A 15,561-nucleotide genomic window follows, 5' to 3' on the forward strand; every position below is an offset into this window, starting at 1 on the left:
AGTATTTCTGATTAATCCGAATTGGATTGCCTATTTGGTGCTTTTTAGCTGGCCGCTTGTTGCTATTATGATTTATCAGCGCATGTCTGTCGGTCGGGCTACGCTTTGGGCGATATTGGCACCTTATTTATTGCTCCCGGCTAGGCTCTCTGTTGATTTGCCGCTTATACCTCCATTGGACAAATCGACGATCCCTAATCTGGCAGCATATTTGGCGTGCCTGTTTTTTAAAGGGAAGCATGTAACATTATTACCAAAGGATCGCATGGCACGTTGGTTGATAATTATTTACGTAGCTAGCCCCTTTATAACGGCATTGAATAACCCGGAACCAATCATCGCTGGGCCGATATTTATTAAAGGCATGGCGCTCTATGACGCCTTGTCTGACGTCATTAGGCAATTATTGTTTGTCCTTCCCTTTTGGCTAGGATTTGCATTTCTGCGGTCCGCTAAAGATCACGAAGATTTATTAATGATAGTTGCCTTTGCTGGTTTGCTGTATTCCTTGCCTATGTTTTTTGAAGTCCGTATGAGCCCACAGCTACATACCTGGATATACGGCTATTTTCCACACAGTTTCGCACAACAAATGCGTGATGGCGGTTTTAGGCCGGTCGTGTTTATGGGGCACGGACTACTCGTCGCATTTTTTACGATGACAAGCGTTATAGCGGCAACAGCGCTTTGGCGTATTCATCGAAAGGTAGGTTTTTTTTCCGGTGGACAAGCAACTCTGTATTTAATGGTGTTGCTTGTTTTTTGTAAGAGCATGGCTTCCTTGTTATATGCTCTGGCATTGGCCCCGTTGGCTGCTTTCGCAAAACCAAAGAACCAAGTGCGAATTGCTAGCGCAATGGTGTTGGTGGCACTAATTTACCCTGCACTACGAGGATGGGATTTATTCCCAAGCGAAATGATCCATGAAATTGCCACCTCATACAGTGCTGAGCGGGCTCAATCTTATGATTTTCGGATCAAAAATGAGGATATGCTTTTAGATAAGGCAAATCAACGGCCCTATTTCGGGTGGGGCAGCTGGGGACGCAATCGCATTTACGATCCAGTAACGGGGCGGGATTTAAGTGTTACAGATGGGCGATGGGTAATAGTGATTGGGCAATATGGTTGGATCGGCTTATTCGCTGAATTTGGTCTTTTGGCGCTAACAATCTTAAGATGCGCCAGGACATTACGATATTGTACTAGCAAACGTGAGTCTATTATTCTGGGCTCTATTGCACTTATCCTTGGTATCAACTTGCTTGATTTAATTCCCAACAATACCATGATCCCCTGGACATGGTTGGTCGCAGGGGCGCTATTAGGTAGATACGAACAGGTTTTTTACAAACAGCGTTCTCAATCACGTTAGAACTATATTATAAAAAGCATGCGGGCATATTACGTGCTGTATATAGATACAGTATTTATTGACGACTTTCCAATTTGGATATGCTGAAAATTTTCACAGGGTAAGTCGGATAATAATTCTCCATTGATGTTATGGGAATTTATTAGATAAGTATTTTACGCAAAGGGTTTAAGCTGCCAATAGTGAAAATATAAGTTAATAATACTTAGGTAATTTAAATTAAATAAGTAATTATTGTTGATGGCTTTTTAAAATATAAATTTATATGGCAGTATCTGCAAATTAATATTAATGTAAATGGAGTTTTTAGGATTAGTGTCCAATAACAAAATAAAAAAAAGACAAATTATTAAAGCAGGCTCCTGGGTTTTGGGTGGGCATTTAATATCGCAGCTAATTAGGTTAGGCGGTAATCTTATACTAACACGCCTGTTAGTACCCGAAATGTTTGGTGTTATGGCTATTGTCAATGTTTTAATAATGGGGGTGGAAATGTTGTCCGATTTTGGTATCGGACAAGGTATTATTCAGAATAAAAGAGGTGATGATCCTGATTTTGTTAACACAGCTTGGACTCTGCAAATAATTAGAGGTTTTATACTATGGATGATTAATTGCCTAGTAGCGATTATGTTATGGGGGCTTAGCTATTTAAATTATTTAGATCAACAGAATATTTATGCTAACCCATTGCTTCCATATCTCATAATAGTTTCAGGGTTTGGGGTAGTAATTTCTGGGTTCAAATCAACGGCAATTTATCAGGCTAATCGTAATTTGATGATGGGGCGGTTGACGGTCATTAATGTCATGTCTCAAGTTGTTTCATTGATTACTATCGTTATTTTAGCATGGAATTATAGAACGATTTGGGCATTAGTAATTGGTGGTCTTATGTTCCAATTAATAGAAATGTGGTTTTCACATGTTTTTCTTGTGGGTGTGAAAAATAAACTGTGTTGGGACAAAATTGCACTGGCTGAGCTTAAGTGTTTTGGGAAATGGATTTTCTTAAGTAGCGCGCTTGGATTTATTGGTAATCAAGGAGATCGGCTAATTTTAGGTGGATTGCTCTCAGCGCAGGAGTTAGGGGTTTATAGCATCGCTTTTATGCTGTCAAATTTTCCATCTACAATCGTTTCAAATCTTTCACATAAAGTATTATTCCCCAACTTTAGTCGCATTAATCGGGAATTCCCTGGACAGCTAAAATTCTCGCTCATTAAATCAAAACTGTGGTTAGGCGTTTCTGTAATACCTATAACAGGTATATTAATGAGCGGAAGTGAGTTCATAGTTGATTTACTATATGATGATAGATACAGCGATGCTGGTTGGATGATAAAGTTATTGTTCTTGCGCGTTGTTACTGGATGCATGTTAATTCCAAATGCACTAGTGATGGTGGCCAAAGGATTGCCGCAATACTCAACCTTTTCAGCAACACTTAAGGCCTTATTCATTTTTATTGCCTTACCGCTTTCGCACAAGTTATATGATACACAATTTATGATATTTATGATTGGCATCAGTGGCTTAATTAACTTACCTATACTTTGGTATGCACTGATTAAACATAAGCTTTTTAGTTTGAAAGTGGAAGTTTTTTCTGTGATTTGTTTAGCTATTGGTTATATTGCTGGCGATTTAATATTTTCATCGTTAAAATAATGATCAGTTGTATTTTTGTTTTTTTGAACTTTATTAAAAGTTTAATATTTAATTATTTTTTAGTTTGAAATTGTAAAGCAAGTTTATTGTTTGAAACAGGTTAAGTATATGAATGTTTTTATATTGAGTACAGGTCGATGTGGATCTGTTACATTTATTAAAGCTTGCAAGCATATTACAAATTATTCATGTTCTCATGAGTCTAGATGTACTAAGCTTGGCGAAAGCAGAGTTGATTATCCAGTCGATCATATAGAGGCTGACAACAGACTTTCTTGGTTTTTGGGAAGGCTTGACGAGAAATACGGTAACAATGCTTTATATATTCATTTAAAGCGAAATGATCTACAGACTGCTCGTAGTTATGCCGAAAAAGAAAGATATCATGGTGGAATTATGAAAGCATACCGTGGAATGGGTATATTGTTGGAAATTCCGGAAGATACCGACCCCATGTCTATAGCAATAGATTATTGCGATACTGTTAATAGCAATATAAATCTATTTCTTAAAGACAAAACAAATAAAATGATAGTAAACTTAGAAAATATTGATCAAGACTTTAGGGTGTTTTGGGAGCTAATTAAGGCTAAAGGTGATATGGAAGCTGCTTTATCTGAATTTAAAGTTAATTATAATGCGACTAAAGAGGTTGTTAATAAAAATAAAAAAGATTATGCGGTTGTAAAAGTTCTAAAGAAGTTAAAAAGAATTTTATTTAAGCTCCCGGTCTTTATAAAAGATGCATAACGCGTGTAATTATTTACATCCCCAATCGTTCCCACGCTCCAGCGGTACTCAGGTGTTATCACGCAAAGCGTGGGCACGATAACTGCCGGTGAACTGTTTAGTTGCTAACGTGTTAGTATATAAATATTTTTTTAACTTGGCTTTCAAAAATATTTTGTGGATTACTAAGAATCAATTTAAATAACTCATATTTATAGTATAAAACATAGGTGGCCACTATATATTTATATTATCTAAAGTAGTTTTTCAATAGTCTATTAAATGGGCTGGTATGGACAGATTCTTCATTTATTAAAACAACTTAAGGAGATGAAAAATTGGAACCAGTAGATTTACTTCTGATAACATGGAATCGGCGCGAGTACCTGGTCAAAACACTAGATAATTTACTGGCTGACGACACTGATTTTCGATTATATTGTTGGGATAATGCATCAGAGGACGGGGTTGCGGATATTATTAACTCGCTAAATGATCCCCGGGTTGCAAAAAAGAATTTTTCTAAAGAAAATGTAAAGCAAAGAACCCCGACTTTATGGTTTTTTGAAAATGCAAAAAGCGATGTGGTTGGAAAGATTGATGACGATATTTTATTACCTCATGGCTGGGTTGATGTGATTGCACCGATCATAAGACAAAATGAACAGTTTGGTCGCTTAAGCTGCTGGAATTATATGCAGGAGGATTGGAATGAGCAGTTAGCGGCACATAAAATTATTAACATAAATGGTGTAAGAGTATTTCGAAATATGTGGGTCGGGGGGGCGTCTTTTTTAGCAAGGCTCGATCATTTGACGCCATTTATCAAACCTGAAAATGAAGGTTATGGATTTCCGATCGATCAGTATCGTATGTCATCGTCTGGCCTAATTAATGGCTACCCTCTCCCTATGTTATTTGCACATCATATGGATGATCCTAGATCTGAACATTGTTTGATGGCCAAAAACGGCGTTGTCGGAAGTCAGGATTCTGTGACTGCGCGTTATTTCGGTTTTACTGATCCGTTTGAATATGGCAGATGGATTGCTGAAGATGCTAGAAATACGCTGCGAGACCCAGTATCTCTACAGATTAAAAGAGAGCGCTTGCGAAGAGACCAGACTTTGATAGGCAAAATCAAAAGAAAGTTAAATAGGTTGTTATAAGACTCCTTATTTTTATACAACATTCAAATGAATCCACAACTACTAATAGTTATTCTTAATTACCTAGCAACAAATGTAACCATAGATTGCCTTCGTTCTCTTTCAATATGTGAAACCGTGTTAAATGGTCGTGCCAGGGTGGTTGTATGGGAGAACGGTAGCGGAAAAGAAGCAGCTAATACGTTAAACACGGCCATTGAGGAAGGGCAATGGGGGCAATGGGTTGAACTGTATGTTTCTGAATTAAATCTAGGTTTTACCGGTGGTAATAATAGGGTGATTTTGAAAGCTCTGAAAAGTAACTGTCCACCAGACTATTTCCTCCTGTTGAATTCAGATACTTTAGTGACCGATGATTCATTGTCTAAGTTGATAGACTTTATGGACAAGACGCCTGATGCTGGTATAGCGGGAAGTAATCTATTGACTGAAAAAGGCGAACACCAATGTTCCCCTTTTCAGTTTCCCGGAATATTGTCTGAATTTGAACAGGGTCTCAAACTTGGAGTAGTGTCTCGAATTCTTTCGAAATGCAAGGTATCGGTACCTCCCCCCGCATTTGAAACAAAGGTAGATTGGGTTTCCGGGGCAAGCATGATTGTCCGTAAGCAGGTGTTCGAAGAAATCGGGTTATTGGATGAAGGTTTTTTTACTTACTTCGAGGATGTAGATATTTGTAAACGCGCACAAAAGGCGGGTTGGCAGGTCTGGTACGTGCCGCAAAGTAAAGTAATCCATTTGGAAGGTGCTTCAAGTGGTATCGGTCATAAAATAGTTAAACGTCGTCCGAAATTCTGGTTTGAAGCGCGGCGACGATATTATTTGAAAAATGAAGGAAAATTGCGTGCGGCGTGTATTGATGCCGCTTTTATTTTGGGATTTATGTTGTGGAGAACTCGTCGTTTTATTCAAAGAAAGCCGGACCTGGATCCCCCTTACATGCTGTTTGATTTTATAAGAAATTGCGTTTTTAAAGTTGGATTTTCCGTTCCCTGGGTTGAATTGCCCAGCAACCAGATTAAAAAATCAGGGTAAGCGCTTGCGATTAGATATTCAAATTGACGTATATTCAAAATGAAACAAGCAATGTCGCAGGTTAACGTGCAGAGTCATATCGATACTGGAATTGTTGTGATTGGGCGTAATGAAGCGGAGCGTTTACCAGCCACTTTTAAGGCGTTTCATACTACAACTTTGGCGCCAATCGTCTACGTAGATTCATGTTCAACCGACAATAGCGTGGAGGTAGCCCAAAATCACGCTATTCAAACATTAGTATTGAGTCCAGATAAAGCCGTCAATGCTGCAAGAGCCCGGAATGTGGGTGCCTATTACTTACTGGAACATTTTCCTGATTTGAGGTATTTGCAGTTTGTCGATGGAGATACCGAGTTGTACCCTGATTGGCTTGCGACGGCTATTACGCATCTTGATTCCCACACCTGCGTTGGCTTTGTATGTGGTCAATTACGGGAAAAAGACCGTAACAGCAATATCTATCGGCGTTTGTGCGATATGGAATGGCGCTGGGAAGCTAGTGGAAACGCGGAGCCTTCCACCTTGGGTGGTATCGGGCTGATGAGAGTTTCTGCCTTTAAGCAGGCCGGTGGTTTCGACGAGACTTTGATCACTGGCGAAGACCCTGAACTATACGGCCGTTTGGTTGACGAGGGCTGGAAGTTGCATGTGCTGTCGGCACCAATGGGCTTGCACGATTCGGGCATGGTGGCTTTTAAGCAATGGTGGATTCGTGCGGTTAAATCGGGCTTTAGCTTTGCAAACAGTTTGGATCCGAACGCTTGGCGGCGCGAACGGCGCAGTGCATTGATGTGGTGCGTAGGTTTGCCTTTGGCAGCATCCTTGGGTGCTGTGGCAATCGATGCCCGTTTTTTGGCGTTGCTATTGGCATTTCCGCTGAACGTGTGCCGAATTCGAGCCAGCTCGGCCAAAGAGGAGTTTTCATCATTTGATTGTTGGTTATATGCGGGCGCTTGCATGTTGATGAAAATCCCGCAATGCATCGGCATAGCTAAATTTTATTGGCGGAAGCGAACCGGGCAAATAGGCTTGCTAATTCAATATAAATAATGATGGGAAGACATTTTAGTGACAACTGACAAAGCAATGGAACTACCAAAGAGTGGGCGGGATTCTTCTAACATTCGCACTGGTTTAAGGGATGTTGCGGAGGGAATGCAATGAACATTGCCATCGTCGGCTGCGGGTTTGTAGCCGACTACTATCTTGCCACGTTACCATTGCACCCAGAACTTAAGTTACAGGGTGTCATGGATCGCGATACCGCGAGAGCCGAACGATTTGGCAAGTTCCACGGGGTATCGGTTTATCCCTCGCTAGATGCAGTGCTCTCTGACGATAGCGTGCAGATTGTGCTTAACCTGACCAACCCGGATTCTCATTACGAAGTATCCAAAGCCTGTCTCGAAGCGGGTAAGCATGTCTATACGGAAAAGCCGCTGGCCATGCGTTTCGAGGATGCCAAAGAATTGGTGGAATTGGCTGAAAGTCGCGGCTTGCAGATATCCGGCGCGCCGTGCAGTTTGCTCGGTGAAAGTGCGCAGACGTTGTGGAAAGCTTTGCGCGAGCAGCGCATCGGCGATATCTATGCCGTGTATGCGGAAATGGACGACGGCTTGGTACACCGTATGCCTTATCACAAATGGTTCAGCACTTCGGGTATTCCTTGGCCGGCACAGGATGAATTCGAGGTCGGCTGTACATTGGAGCACGCCGGTTATGTGTTGGGTTGGCTGCCGGCTTTTTTCGGGCCGGCGGTGTCGGTAACGGCTTTTTCAACTGAGCAAATTCTGAATAAAGAGACAGCGCTGCCACTGACCCAACATGCACCTGATTTTTCCGTGGCTTGCGTGAAATTTGCGAATGGCATGGTTGCGCGTTTGACGTGCAGCATAATCGCCAAGCACGATCACACGTTGCGCGTGTTTGGCCGCGAAGGCACTTTGCATATCGATGATACCTGGCAATATCGGTCGCCGGTCTATCAGCGCCGCCTGATCAATATTCGGCGCAAAATGATTGTTAGTCCGCTAAAACAACAAATACCGTTTTTGGGTCTTGGGCAGCCGCGTATCAAAACGCGCGGTTCGCAGACCATGGATTTTGCCAGGGGCGTGGCGGAATTAGCAGAATCCATTACCCAGCAGCGCCTCAGTCGCCTGTCGCCACGTTATTCCCTGCACGTTACTGAATTAGCTTTGGCTATCCATAATGCCGGCGCCGACGGTCTTTGTTATCGGGTGCAGTCCACATTTGATCCCATTGACCCTATGGAGTGGGCGAAATGAGTTCAGCCAGCAAACCATCATTAAGCGTATTGGTTACCGGCGCAACGGGGTTTATCGGTCAAGTGGTCGTTGCTGAACTATTACGATGTGGTTATCGGGTAACAGCTCTGCTGCGTCGGATCGAGCAGCAGCATAGTCTTCCCTCGTCGTCGGCTTTAGAGTGTGTGGTTGCCGATGTGACCGAACTTGACGGATTAGTCGACGTGATGCAAGGCATCGATGTAGTGATTCATCTCGCCGGTGTGGTTTGGGGGCCGGCAACCCAAATGCACGATGTGATGGTGGATGGCACGGCAAATGTAATCGAAGCGATGCGGCAGGCTCATGTTGCCCGGCTGGTTTTGGCGAGTAGTTTTCTAGTTTACGACTGGCAGCGAATTGATGGCGTTTTGACTGAGTCATCGCCCCTAGCGGATGAAAAGTCTAATCGTCAGGGGGCTTATTCGGCGGCTAAAGTTAGGCAAGAATTGATGGCGCACAAACTATGCAAAACGCATGATATTCAACTGGTTGTATTGCGGCCGGCGGCCGTTGTTGCGCCGAAGCAATTGGATGCCGCTGACCTTGGTCCCCGGCTTGGTCCATTGCAGGTCGTAATTGCGCCGTTTCGCAAGCTAAGACTAGTGAAATTGGATCATGCGGTTTCTGCTTTTGTAACGGCCTGTGCTGCTAATATTCAAGATGGGCAGGCGATAAATTTGGTTGATGATCGGCCATTGACGGCTTGGCAATTTGCTGGTTCCGCGCGTCGGGATAGTCATGGTTTTTCTGTATTGGTGCCGCTGCCTTATTGGCTAGTGATGGGGACGGCGCGTTTAATTTATCCTGTATTCAATCTCATGCGGATAAGCCGATTTTTGCCGGGCTTATTTATACCTGATCGGGTAGAAAGCCGATTCAAATCGGTCGAATGCGATGTTCAGGCATGGCGCCGGTATTTGCCTTGAAAATGCTGGTATCCATAGCGTTAAATATTTTTTATCCGCCGCTACCCATTTCAATTTTTAAGCATGCAAAATTCTGATCCCAAACCGGCTATTGCCTATTTAACCGGATTTTATGCCCGCGCCGGCGATACTTTTATTCGCCGCGAGGTTGAACAGCTGCGCCTTTTGGGATGGACTGTACACACATTCTCTATTCGTCGCGCCGATGCAGGTGAAAAGGTGTCGGAAGAAATTTTGCGCGAGCAAGCCAGCACCTTGTATATCCTGGAAAAAGGCGCTTGGCGCTTGTTGACGGCATTTTTGACGATGGCATGCCGCTATCCGGTAAGACTTTGCAAGGCGGCTAATCTAGCCCGGCAAATCCGTTGGCCAGGCGTGAAGTCTATCGTTTGGCATGCCATTTACTTGCTTGAAGCCGCGTATTTAGCGCAACAGTTAATCAAGCGAGATGTCAGGTTATTGCATAACCATATTGGTATGAATACCGGCACTGTTGCTATGTTGGCTGCAAAATTGGCTAACATCCCCTTCAGTATGACCGTGCATGGGCCGCATGAGTTTTTTGATTCGGCGCGCTGGGCCTTCGGACGTAAAATTGCGGAATCGGCTATGACGATCTGTATTAGCGATTTCGGTAAGAGTCAGTGCATGTTGTTTTCTCCTCGCTCTGCCTGGTCACATTTGCAGGTGGTCAGGTGCGGTCTGGATGATGTGTTTTTGCGTGATGACGTTACGTTGCCGCCCAATGTTGCACGATTAATTTACGTGGGCCGACTCGACCCCGAAAAAGGTTTTTTCGTGTTGCTGGATGCGGCTGCTAGGGTAAAGGCGGCAGGCCTAAGCTTTGAATTGTGGGTAGTAGGTGACGGTGCGGTGCGAGCGGAAGGCGAAGCTTATGCTAAGCAATTGGACTTGCAAGATACCGTGCGGTTTTTAGGTTGGCGTGGCAGCCAAGATGTTAAACGGCTGATTTCCGAATGCCGGGCAATGGTTCTACCAAGTTTTGCTGAAGGCATACCTGTAGTTTTAATGGAAGCCATGGCGCAGCAACGACCAGTGATTAGTACGCAAATCGCTGGTATTCCGGAGTTGGTAAAAAACGGAATAAGCGGTTGGTTGGTGTCGGCAAGTTCTGTGGATGATTTAGCCAACGCCATGCGCGAGGCTTTGCAGGCTTCACCCGAAACCTTGGCTGAAATGGGAAAACAAGGCCGTCAAAGAGTGCTGGAACGGCATGCCATTGTCAAGGAAGCGGCAAAGTTGAGCGAATTGTTTGCCGATATCGTGTAGGCAGCGAGGGTGCAAAAGGGGATGATATGAACGTCGCGGTCAAATTTGACATTACCACGCCGAACCTGCCGGTTTTGCATCTGCATGTGTCTCGATCCGCTGACCGATGTGGGGAGGGCGTTTATGGCTTGAGGTGTCTGACGGAATGAGATTAACAGTAGAACAACGACGCGGTATTGTAGATATTGTCCTGGCTGAATTGGGCGAGCGCGCGATAGTGTCTTTGTTCGGCTCGCGACTCGATGAAAACCGCAAGGGCGGAGATGTCGATTTACTAATCGAATCCGAAACTGAAGTGTCTGTTTTGAGTAAAGCCAGGCTCAAAATGCGCTTGGAAGCTTTACTGAATTTGCCTGTAGACCTGGTTGTCATTAAGGCAGGCCAACAGTTAAGCGCGTTTAAAAGATTGGCTCTACGGCAGGGTGAACGTTTATGACCGAACAAATTTTGCAAGATCAAAGGTTACATCTGGCCAATCTGTTGGAGGCGGTGCAGCGTTGTGTGTTTTTCCTGGAAGGCATTGATCGGAAAATTGCTTGGCCTTTGGCGGAAGCTTTTCTGGTATCCAACAAAAAGGACCGGGATTTGTTCGAGTCTTTGGCTGCATACGAAAAATGGGGTGTCATCGATTCCGTGGAAACCTGGCAAATATGCCGTACCACGCGTAATTTGGCGGCGCATGATTACGATACCGACTATGGCGATATCGCCAAGCATTTCAACATGCTGCATGAACTGAAGCCGCGGCTTTACCAGGTTGCAGTGAATTTTTTGCGGCATTGCGAACACAGGTGCAGATCAAGCCGATTTCAATTGAATTCCTGATTAGCAAGATGCTTCAGCTTGACGAAGCCAAGTGTCCGAGCAAGGGCCAGTCGTAGTCGCAAAAACTAAAATATGCTGTTACCCAAGCTCCAGCTTGGGTAACCTGTTCAGGAAGCTCAAGCTTCCGGGGTGTCTTTCCCAAGCTGGAGCTTGGGAAAGAGCGTGATGTGGGTTGACCGTTTTTTACTTGACCCGCATGGCTTGCGAACCCCGACCTGCTAGGGATATGCTGATCTTTGGGCTTTAGCTGAAGAAACTTGCTAATCAGGATTGAATTTGCACCCGAATTTTTCTCGATTATGAAAACAATTGATCGCGACTGTGCGTCGCTCCTACAGCCGGATTGTTTTGCTTTCCAAACGCGTTTTGCATGAATCTGGATCATTCGCTGAATATTTACGTAACCCATCAATTTTGGATCGATAATTCAAACATGGATTTTATTGATATTGCTTTGATTGCTTTTGCCGGCCTGCTGGCCGTTCCGACCACGGTGTTTGCTTTGCAGGTGTTTCTGGCAGCGGGTGCTGGCCGGTCATCTTTTCAGCAAACTGGTGTTAGGTCTCGCATGGCTGTGTTGATGCCTGCGCACAACGAGGCTGCCGTGATAGTAGACACCTTGAGTTTCATTCTGCCACAGCTCGATGCGAACGACAGGCTGTTGGTTGTCGCGGACAATTGCTCGGACGATACGGCGGCGTTGGCTAAGGCTTGCGGCGCTGATGTCATCGAACGTCATGATGCAAGCCAACGAGGCAAGGGTTATGCGCTGGATTTTGGTTTACGGTTTTTGGCCGAACACAATCCGCCCGAGGTGCTGATTGTCATCGATGCTGATTGCCAAGTATCGCATCAGTGTATCGATACCTTGGCGCGTAGAGCGGCTGTGGAAAACAGACCCGTGCAGGCGCTTTACTTAATGCAGGCACCGCCAACCCAATCTCTCGCGCAGGCCATTGCCGAGTTTGCCTGGCTGGTCAAAAATCAGGTCAGGCCGTTGGGTTTCATGCGCATGGGCTTGCCTTGCCAACTAATGGGCACCGGCATGGCGTTTCCGTGGGACGTATTGCAGCGGGCTGATCTCGCGCACGGCAACATGGTCGAAGACATGAAAATGGGCATCGATTTGGCTTTACAGGGTTTTGCTCCCGTTTTCTGCCCGGAAACCCTGGTCACCAGTGAGTTTCCAACTTCTGAACAGGTTACTAGCAAACAGCGCACGCGCTGGGAACACGGGCATTTGGCGACGATTTTGGCGGAAACGCCGCGCCTGTTACGAGCGGCAATCCGTATGAGGGATAGTCGCTTATTGGTCATGGCGCTGGATTTGGCGGTGCCGCCTTTGAGTGTGTTGGCGCTGAATCTGTTTTTGCTTTTGTCGATAGCGTTGGCTTTGGCAATCCATGTGGGTGGCGGTTTGTCGGTAGGTTTGGCGTTGCTGTTGAATGGCTTGTTTGCGGTTGCGACTGTCTTGGCCTGGCAGCGCTTCGGGCGTCATATATTGTCCGGGCGGCAATTGCTCGGCATACCGGCATATATCATCAGAAAGATTCCGTTGTATCTGGGGTTTCTGTTTCGGCGGCAGCAGGAGTGGGTCAAGACAGACAGGCACTGAGGAAGATTATTCCAACAAAAAGGTTGGATACTGCGTGGCACAACCCCCCCCCGCATTCCATTGCATTCAGGCTGCGTTGTCTGGCTTTTTTTGTGAAAGTCGTTTCTAATGGCGGCGGAGTTTTAATGTAGAAAATACGATTGACGGGCTAATGGTCTGTTGCGAATGGCTGGAGGCGGAATGAGCGGATTTTTGCATGTATTGACGAGCCTATTGTTGCTTTATGTGTGCCTTTGTCTATGGGTGGTCACGGCGGAAGCATTATGTTCATTGGCCGGTCTCGGTCAGGCTATCGATACCAGCGAGCCGATGCCGAACACCGTGATCTTGATGCCGGCGCATAACGAACAGGAGGTCATTGTCACGACGCTGAAATCCTTGCAGACCGATTTGCTGGAGCATACCCGGATTTTATGTGTGGCGCACAACTGGAGAGACGGTACTGGAGCGCTTGCGGTCGCGCACGGTGCCGAGGTGGTCGTGGTCAACGACGATGGCACTGGCGGTAAACCGGCGGCGCTAAAGGCGGGGTTGAAATGGCTGGATCGTGAGCCTCCCGAGGTGGTCGTCATAGTAGATGCCGATTGAAGCGTGGCGCTCGGCAGCATCCGCCTGCTGGCGACTCAGGCGAAAGCGTGGAATGCGCCGGTCATGGGCTGTTACCTGTTTACGCCTGCAACCGACACTGGACGTGCCGCCTTTTCGAGTCTGGCCATCATGCTGAAAAACTTCATTCGGCCTTTGGGTTTGTGGCGTTTGGGTTTGCCGTGCTTGCTGAACGGTAGTGGCTCTGCTTATCCGTTTTCCCTGCTGCGCAACGCACCACATGGCGAAGGTTTCATTGCCGAGGATTATCAATTGACGGTGGATTTACTCGAGCAGGGTTATCCGACTCGCTTTGTGCCGACGGCCCGGATCGTAGGGCAGTTTCCGCACAAGGATGCGACAGCGCAAAAGCAGCGTCGACGCTGGGAACATGGGCATCTGCATTTGTCGTTGCATGTGGCGCCGCGCCTGTTGCTCAATGGAATCAGCCTGTTCGATAAGAACAGATTGGCCATTGGCTTGGATTTACTGGTGCCGCCGCTGGTGTATTTAGCGTTGATCGGTGGCGTCGTGGCCACCCTGGCTTTTGGAAAGGCTGCGCTGGGACAGGTTTGGCCGCTGCAGGTAATGAGCGTAAGCGTAGTGTTGTTCGTGGTTTCATTGATCCTGGCGTGGGGCAGATATGCCGAGCTGGCTGTCACGCTGCAAACCCTGGCGGAATTGCCTCGCTATGTGTTGTGGAAATTGCCGATTTACCGGGATTATTTTCGGCAACGGGAGACGCGCTGGATGAAAACCGAACGGGATTGACTGCTTTTTGGCGTTGTTTGCAAGGTAAGGATCGAGCACGAAATAACTTGAACATGTCATTCCCTCTCCTTTCGGGAGAGCATTAGGGTGAGGGGATTAAATGCCAAAGTTATAAGGTTTGTATTCCTAACTGAGTTGGACCAAATGGTTTGATGAAGGAGAACTTAATGGATAGGCGCATCATGGTGACCGGCGGGGCCGGATTTATAGGTTCGCATCTGTGTGCGATCGCCTAGTTGCGCTGGGCGAGGATGTGTTGTGTGTGGATAATTACTTCACCGGCAGCCGTAACAACATTCGCCACTTGCTGAACCACCCCAATTTCGAGGTCCTACGGCATGACGTGACCTTTCCGTTGTATGTGGAGGTCGATCAAATCTATAATCTGGCTTGTCCGGCGTCGCCGATTCATTACCAGTTCGATCCCCTACAGACTACTAAGACCAGTGTGCATGGCGCTATTAACATGCTGGGGCTGGCTAAACGTGTCAAAGCAAGAATTTTCCAGGCTTCAACGTCTGAAGTGTATGGCGATCCAGAAATTAATCCGCAGGTAGAATCCTATTGGGGTAGGGTTAATCCGATAGGTATTCGCAGTTGTTACGATGAGGGCAAGCGCTGTGCCGAAACCTTGTTTTTTGATTACTTTCGCCAGCATAATCTCGATATCAAGGTGGTGCGGATATTTAACACCTACGGCCCGCGCATGGCCCGAACCGACGGGCGGGTGGTCAGCAATTTCATTATCCAGGCATTGGCCGGCGAGGATATCACGATTTACGGCGACGGCACGCAAACACGTTCGTTTTGTTATGTTGACGACATGATCGATGCTTTCGTTGCCATGATGGACACAGAGAAAGGCTTCACAGGGCCCGTGAATCTGGGTAATCCCTGCGAATATCAGATAGGAGAGTTAGCGGAAACAATTGTTTCTATGTGTAATACTCGTTCTAAAGTGGTTTATAAGCCTTTACCGCAGGACGACCCGCGCCAGCGCCAACCGGATATCACTGTAGCCAAGGAAAAATTGGATTGGGAACCTCCGGTGCATTTGCATGATGGATTGAAGGCTACGATCAAGTATTTTAGCAGTTAGGTTGAGACTAATTTAATCGTAATTGCCTGTATTGCAACTGTTCGTGCCGGGCTTAGTTGAAGCAATTTGGTAGCCTGTATAATGCAAAGCGCAAACCGGCTTAAGGTTTCCGGTAGGTCATTGTTCTGTGGGAAGAAATGGGTAAATACACCGCGGGAG

At 45.9% G+C, this 15,561-nt stretch carries 15 protein-coding genes; all 15 read left to right on the forward strand.

The window, feature by feature from the left end:
- The first annotated feature begins 67 nt into the window (after positions 1-67).
- The 15 genes from ACINK7_RS09700 (at position 68) to ACINK7_RS09770 (ending at position 15,402) form a co-directional block, all read left to right on the forward strand.
- On the forward strand, positions 68-1,375 hold the full coding sequence (locus ACINK7_RS09700; protein WP_404361156.1) for a hypothetical protein: 1,308 nt from the start codon (positions 68-70) through the stop codon (positions 1,373-1,375).
- 297 nt (positions 1,376-1,672) lie between these two features.
- Positions 1,673-3,046 carry an oligosaccharide flippase family protein gene (locus tag ACINK7_RS09705; protein WP_404361157.1) on the forward strand — a complete coding sequence of 458 codons (1,374 nt, stop codon included), beginning with the start codon at positions 1,673-1,675 and terminating at the stop codon, positions 3,044-3,046.
- A 108-nt stretch (positions 3,047-3,154) separates the two neighbouring features.
- A complete protein-coding gene (locus ACINK7_RS09710; RefSeq protein ID WP_404361158.1) occupies positions 3,155-3,796 on the forward strand; it encodes a hypothetical protein in 642 nt (213 codons plus the stop codon).
- A 317-nt stretch (positions 3,797-4,113) separates the two neighbouring features.
- Positions 4,114-4,944: a glycosyltransferase family 2 protein gene (locus tag ACINK7_RS09715; protein ID WP_404361159.1), complete on the forward strand. Its 831-nt coding sequence runs from the start codon at positions 4,114-4,116 to the stop codon at positions 4,942-4,944.
- A gap of 27 nt (positions 4,945-4,971) precedes the next feature.
- Entirely contained in the window at positions 4,972-5,979 is a 1,008-nt protein-coding gene (locus tag ACINK7_RS09720) for a glycosyltransferase family 2 protein (RefSeq protein ID WP_404361160.1), read from the forward strand.
- Between the two features lie 51 nt (positions 5,980-6,030).
- Positions 6,031-7,032 (forward strand): glycosyltransferase family 2 protein, encoded by a 1,002-nt coding sequence (locus tag ACINK7_RS09725; RefSeq protein ID WP_404361161.1) that lies wholly within the window; start codon positions 6,031-6,033, stop codon positions 7,030-7,032.
- A 110-nt stretch (positions 7,033-7,142) separates the two neighbouring features.
- Positions 7,143-8,270: a Gfo/Idh/MocA family protein gene (locus tag ACINK7_RS09730; RefSeq protein WP_404361162.1), complete on the forward strand. Its 1,128-nt coding sequence runs from the start codon at positions 7,143-7,145 to the stop codon at positions 8,268-8,270.
- Positions 8,267-9,217 carry an NAD-dependent epimerase/dehydratase family protein gene (locus ACINK7_RS09735; RefSeq protein ID WP_404361163.1) on the forward strand — a complete coding sequence of 317 codons (951 nt, stop codon included), beginning with the start codon at positions 8,267-8,269 and terminating at the stop codon, positions 9,215-9,217. Before ACINK7_RS09730 ends, ACINK7_RS09735 begins: the two co-directional genes overlap by 4 nt.
- Before the next feature lie 63 nt (positions 9,218-9,280).
- On the forward strand, positions 9,281-10,507 hold the full coding sequence (locus ACINK7_RS09740) for a glycosyltransferase (protein WP_404361164.1): 1,227 nt from the start codon (positions 9,281-9,283) through the stop codon (positions 10,505-10,507).
- A 145-nt stretch (positions 10,508-10,652) separates the two neighbouring features.
- Positions 10,653-10,943 (forward strand): nucleotidyltransferase family protein, encoded by a 291-nt coding sequence (locus tag ACINK7_RS09745; RefSeq protein WP_404361165.1) that lies wholly within the window; start codon positions 10,653-10,655, stop codon positions 10,941-10,943.
- On the forward strand, positions 10,940-11,332 hold the full coding sequence (locus ACINK7_RS09750) for a hypothetical protein (RefSeq protein WP_404361166.1): 393 nt from the start codon (positions 10,940-10,942) through the stop codon (positions 11,330-11,332). The genes ACINK7_RS09745 and ACINK7_RS09750 overlap by 4 nt, the downstream gene beginning before the upstream one ends.
- A 433-nt stretch (positions 11,333-11,765) precedes the next feature.
- Entirely contained in the window at positions 11,766-12,947 is a 1,182-nt protein-coding gene (locus ACINK7_RS09755; RefSeq protein ID WP_404361167.1) for a glycosyltransferase family 2 protein, read from the forward strand.
- 180 nt (positions 12,948-13,127) lie between these two features.
- Positions 13,128-13,535, forward strand: a complete 408-nt coding sequence (locus ACINK7_RS09760; protein WP_404361168.1) for a glycosyltransferase — start codon at positions 13,128-13,130, stop codon at positions 13,533-13,535.
- Positions 13,536-13,538: 3 nt separating this feature from the next.
- Positions 13,539-14,303, forward strand: a complete 765-nt coding sequence (locus tag ACINK7_RS09765) for a glycosyltransferase (protein ID WP_404361169.1) — start codon at positions 13,539-13,541, stop codon at positions 14,301-14,303.
- Between the two features lie 220 nt (positions 14,304-14,523).
- Positions 14,524-15,402: a UDP-glucuronic acid decarboxylase family protein gene (locus ACINK7_RS09770; protein ID WP_404361170.1), complete on the forward strand. Its 879-nt coding sequence runs from the start codon at positions 14,524-14,526 to the stop codon at positions 15,400-15,402.
- The last annotated feature ends 159 nt before the right edge of the window (positions 15,403-15,561 follow it).

This window comes from Methylotuvimicrobium sp. KM1, from assembly GCF_044788715.1.
Taxonomy (GTDB): domain Bacteria; phylum Pseudomonadota; class Gammaproteobacteria; order Methylococcales; family Methylomonadaceae; genus Methylotuvimicrobium.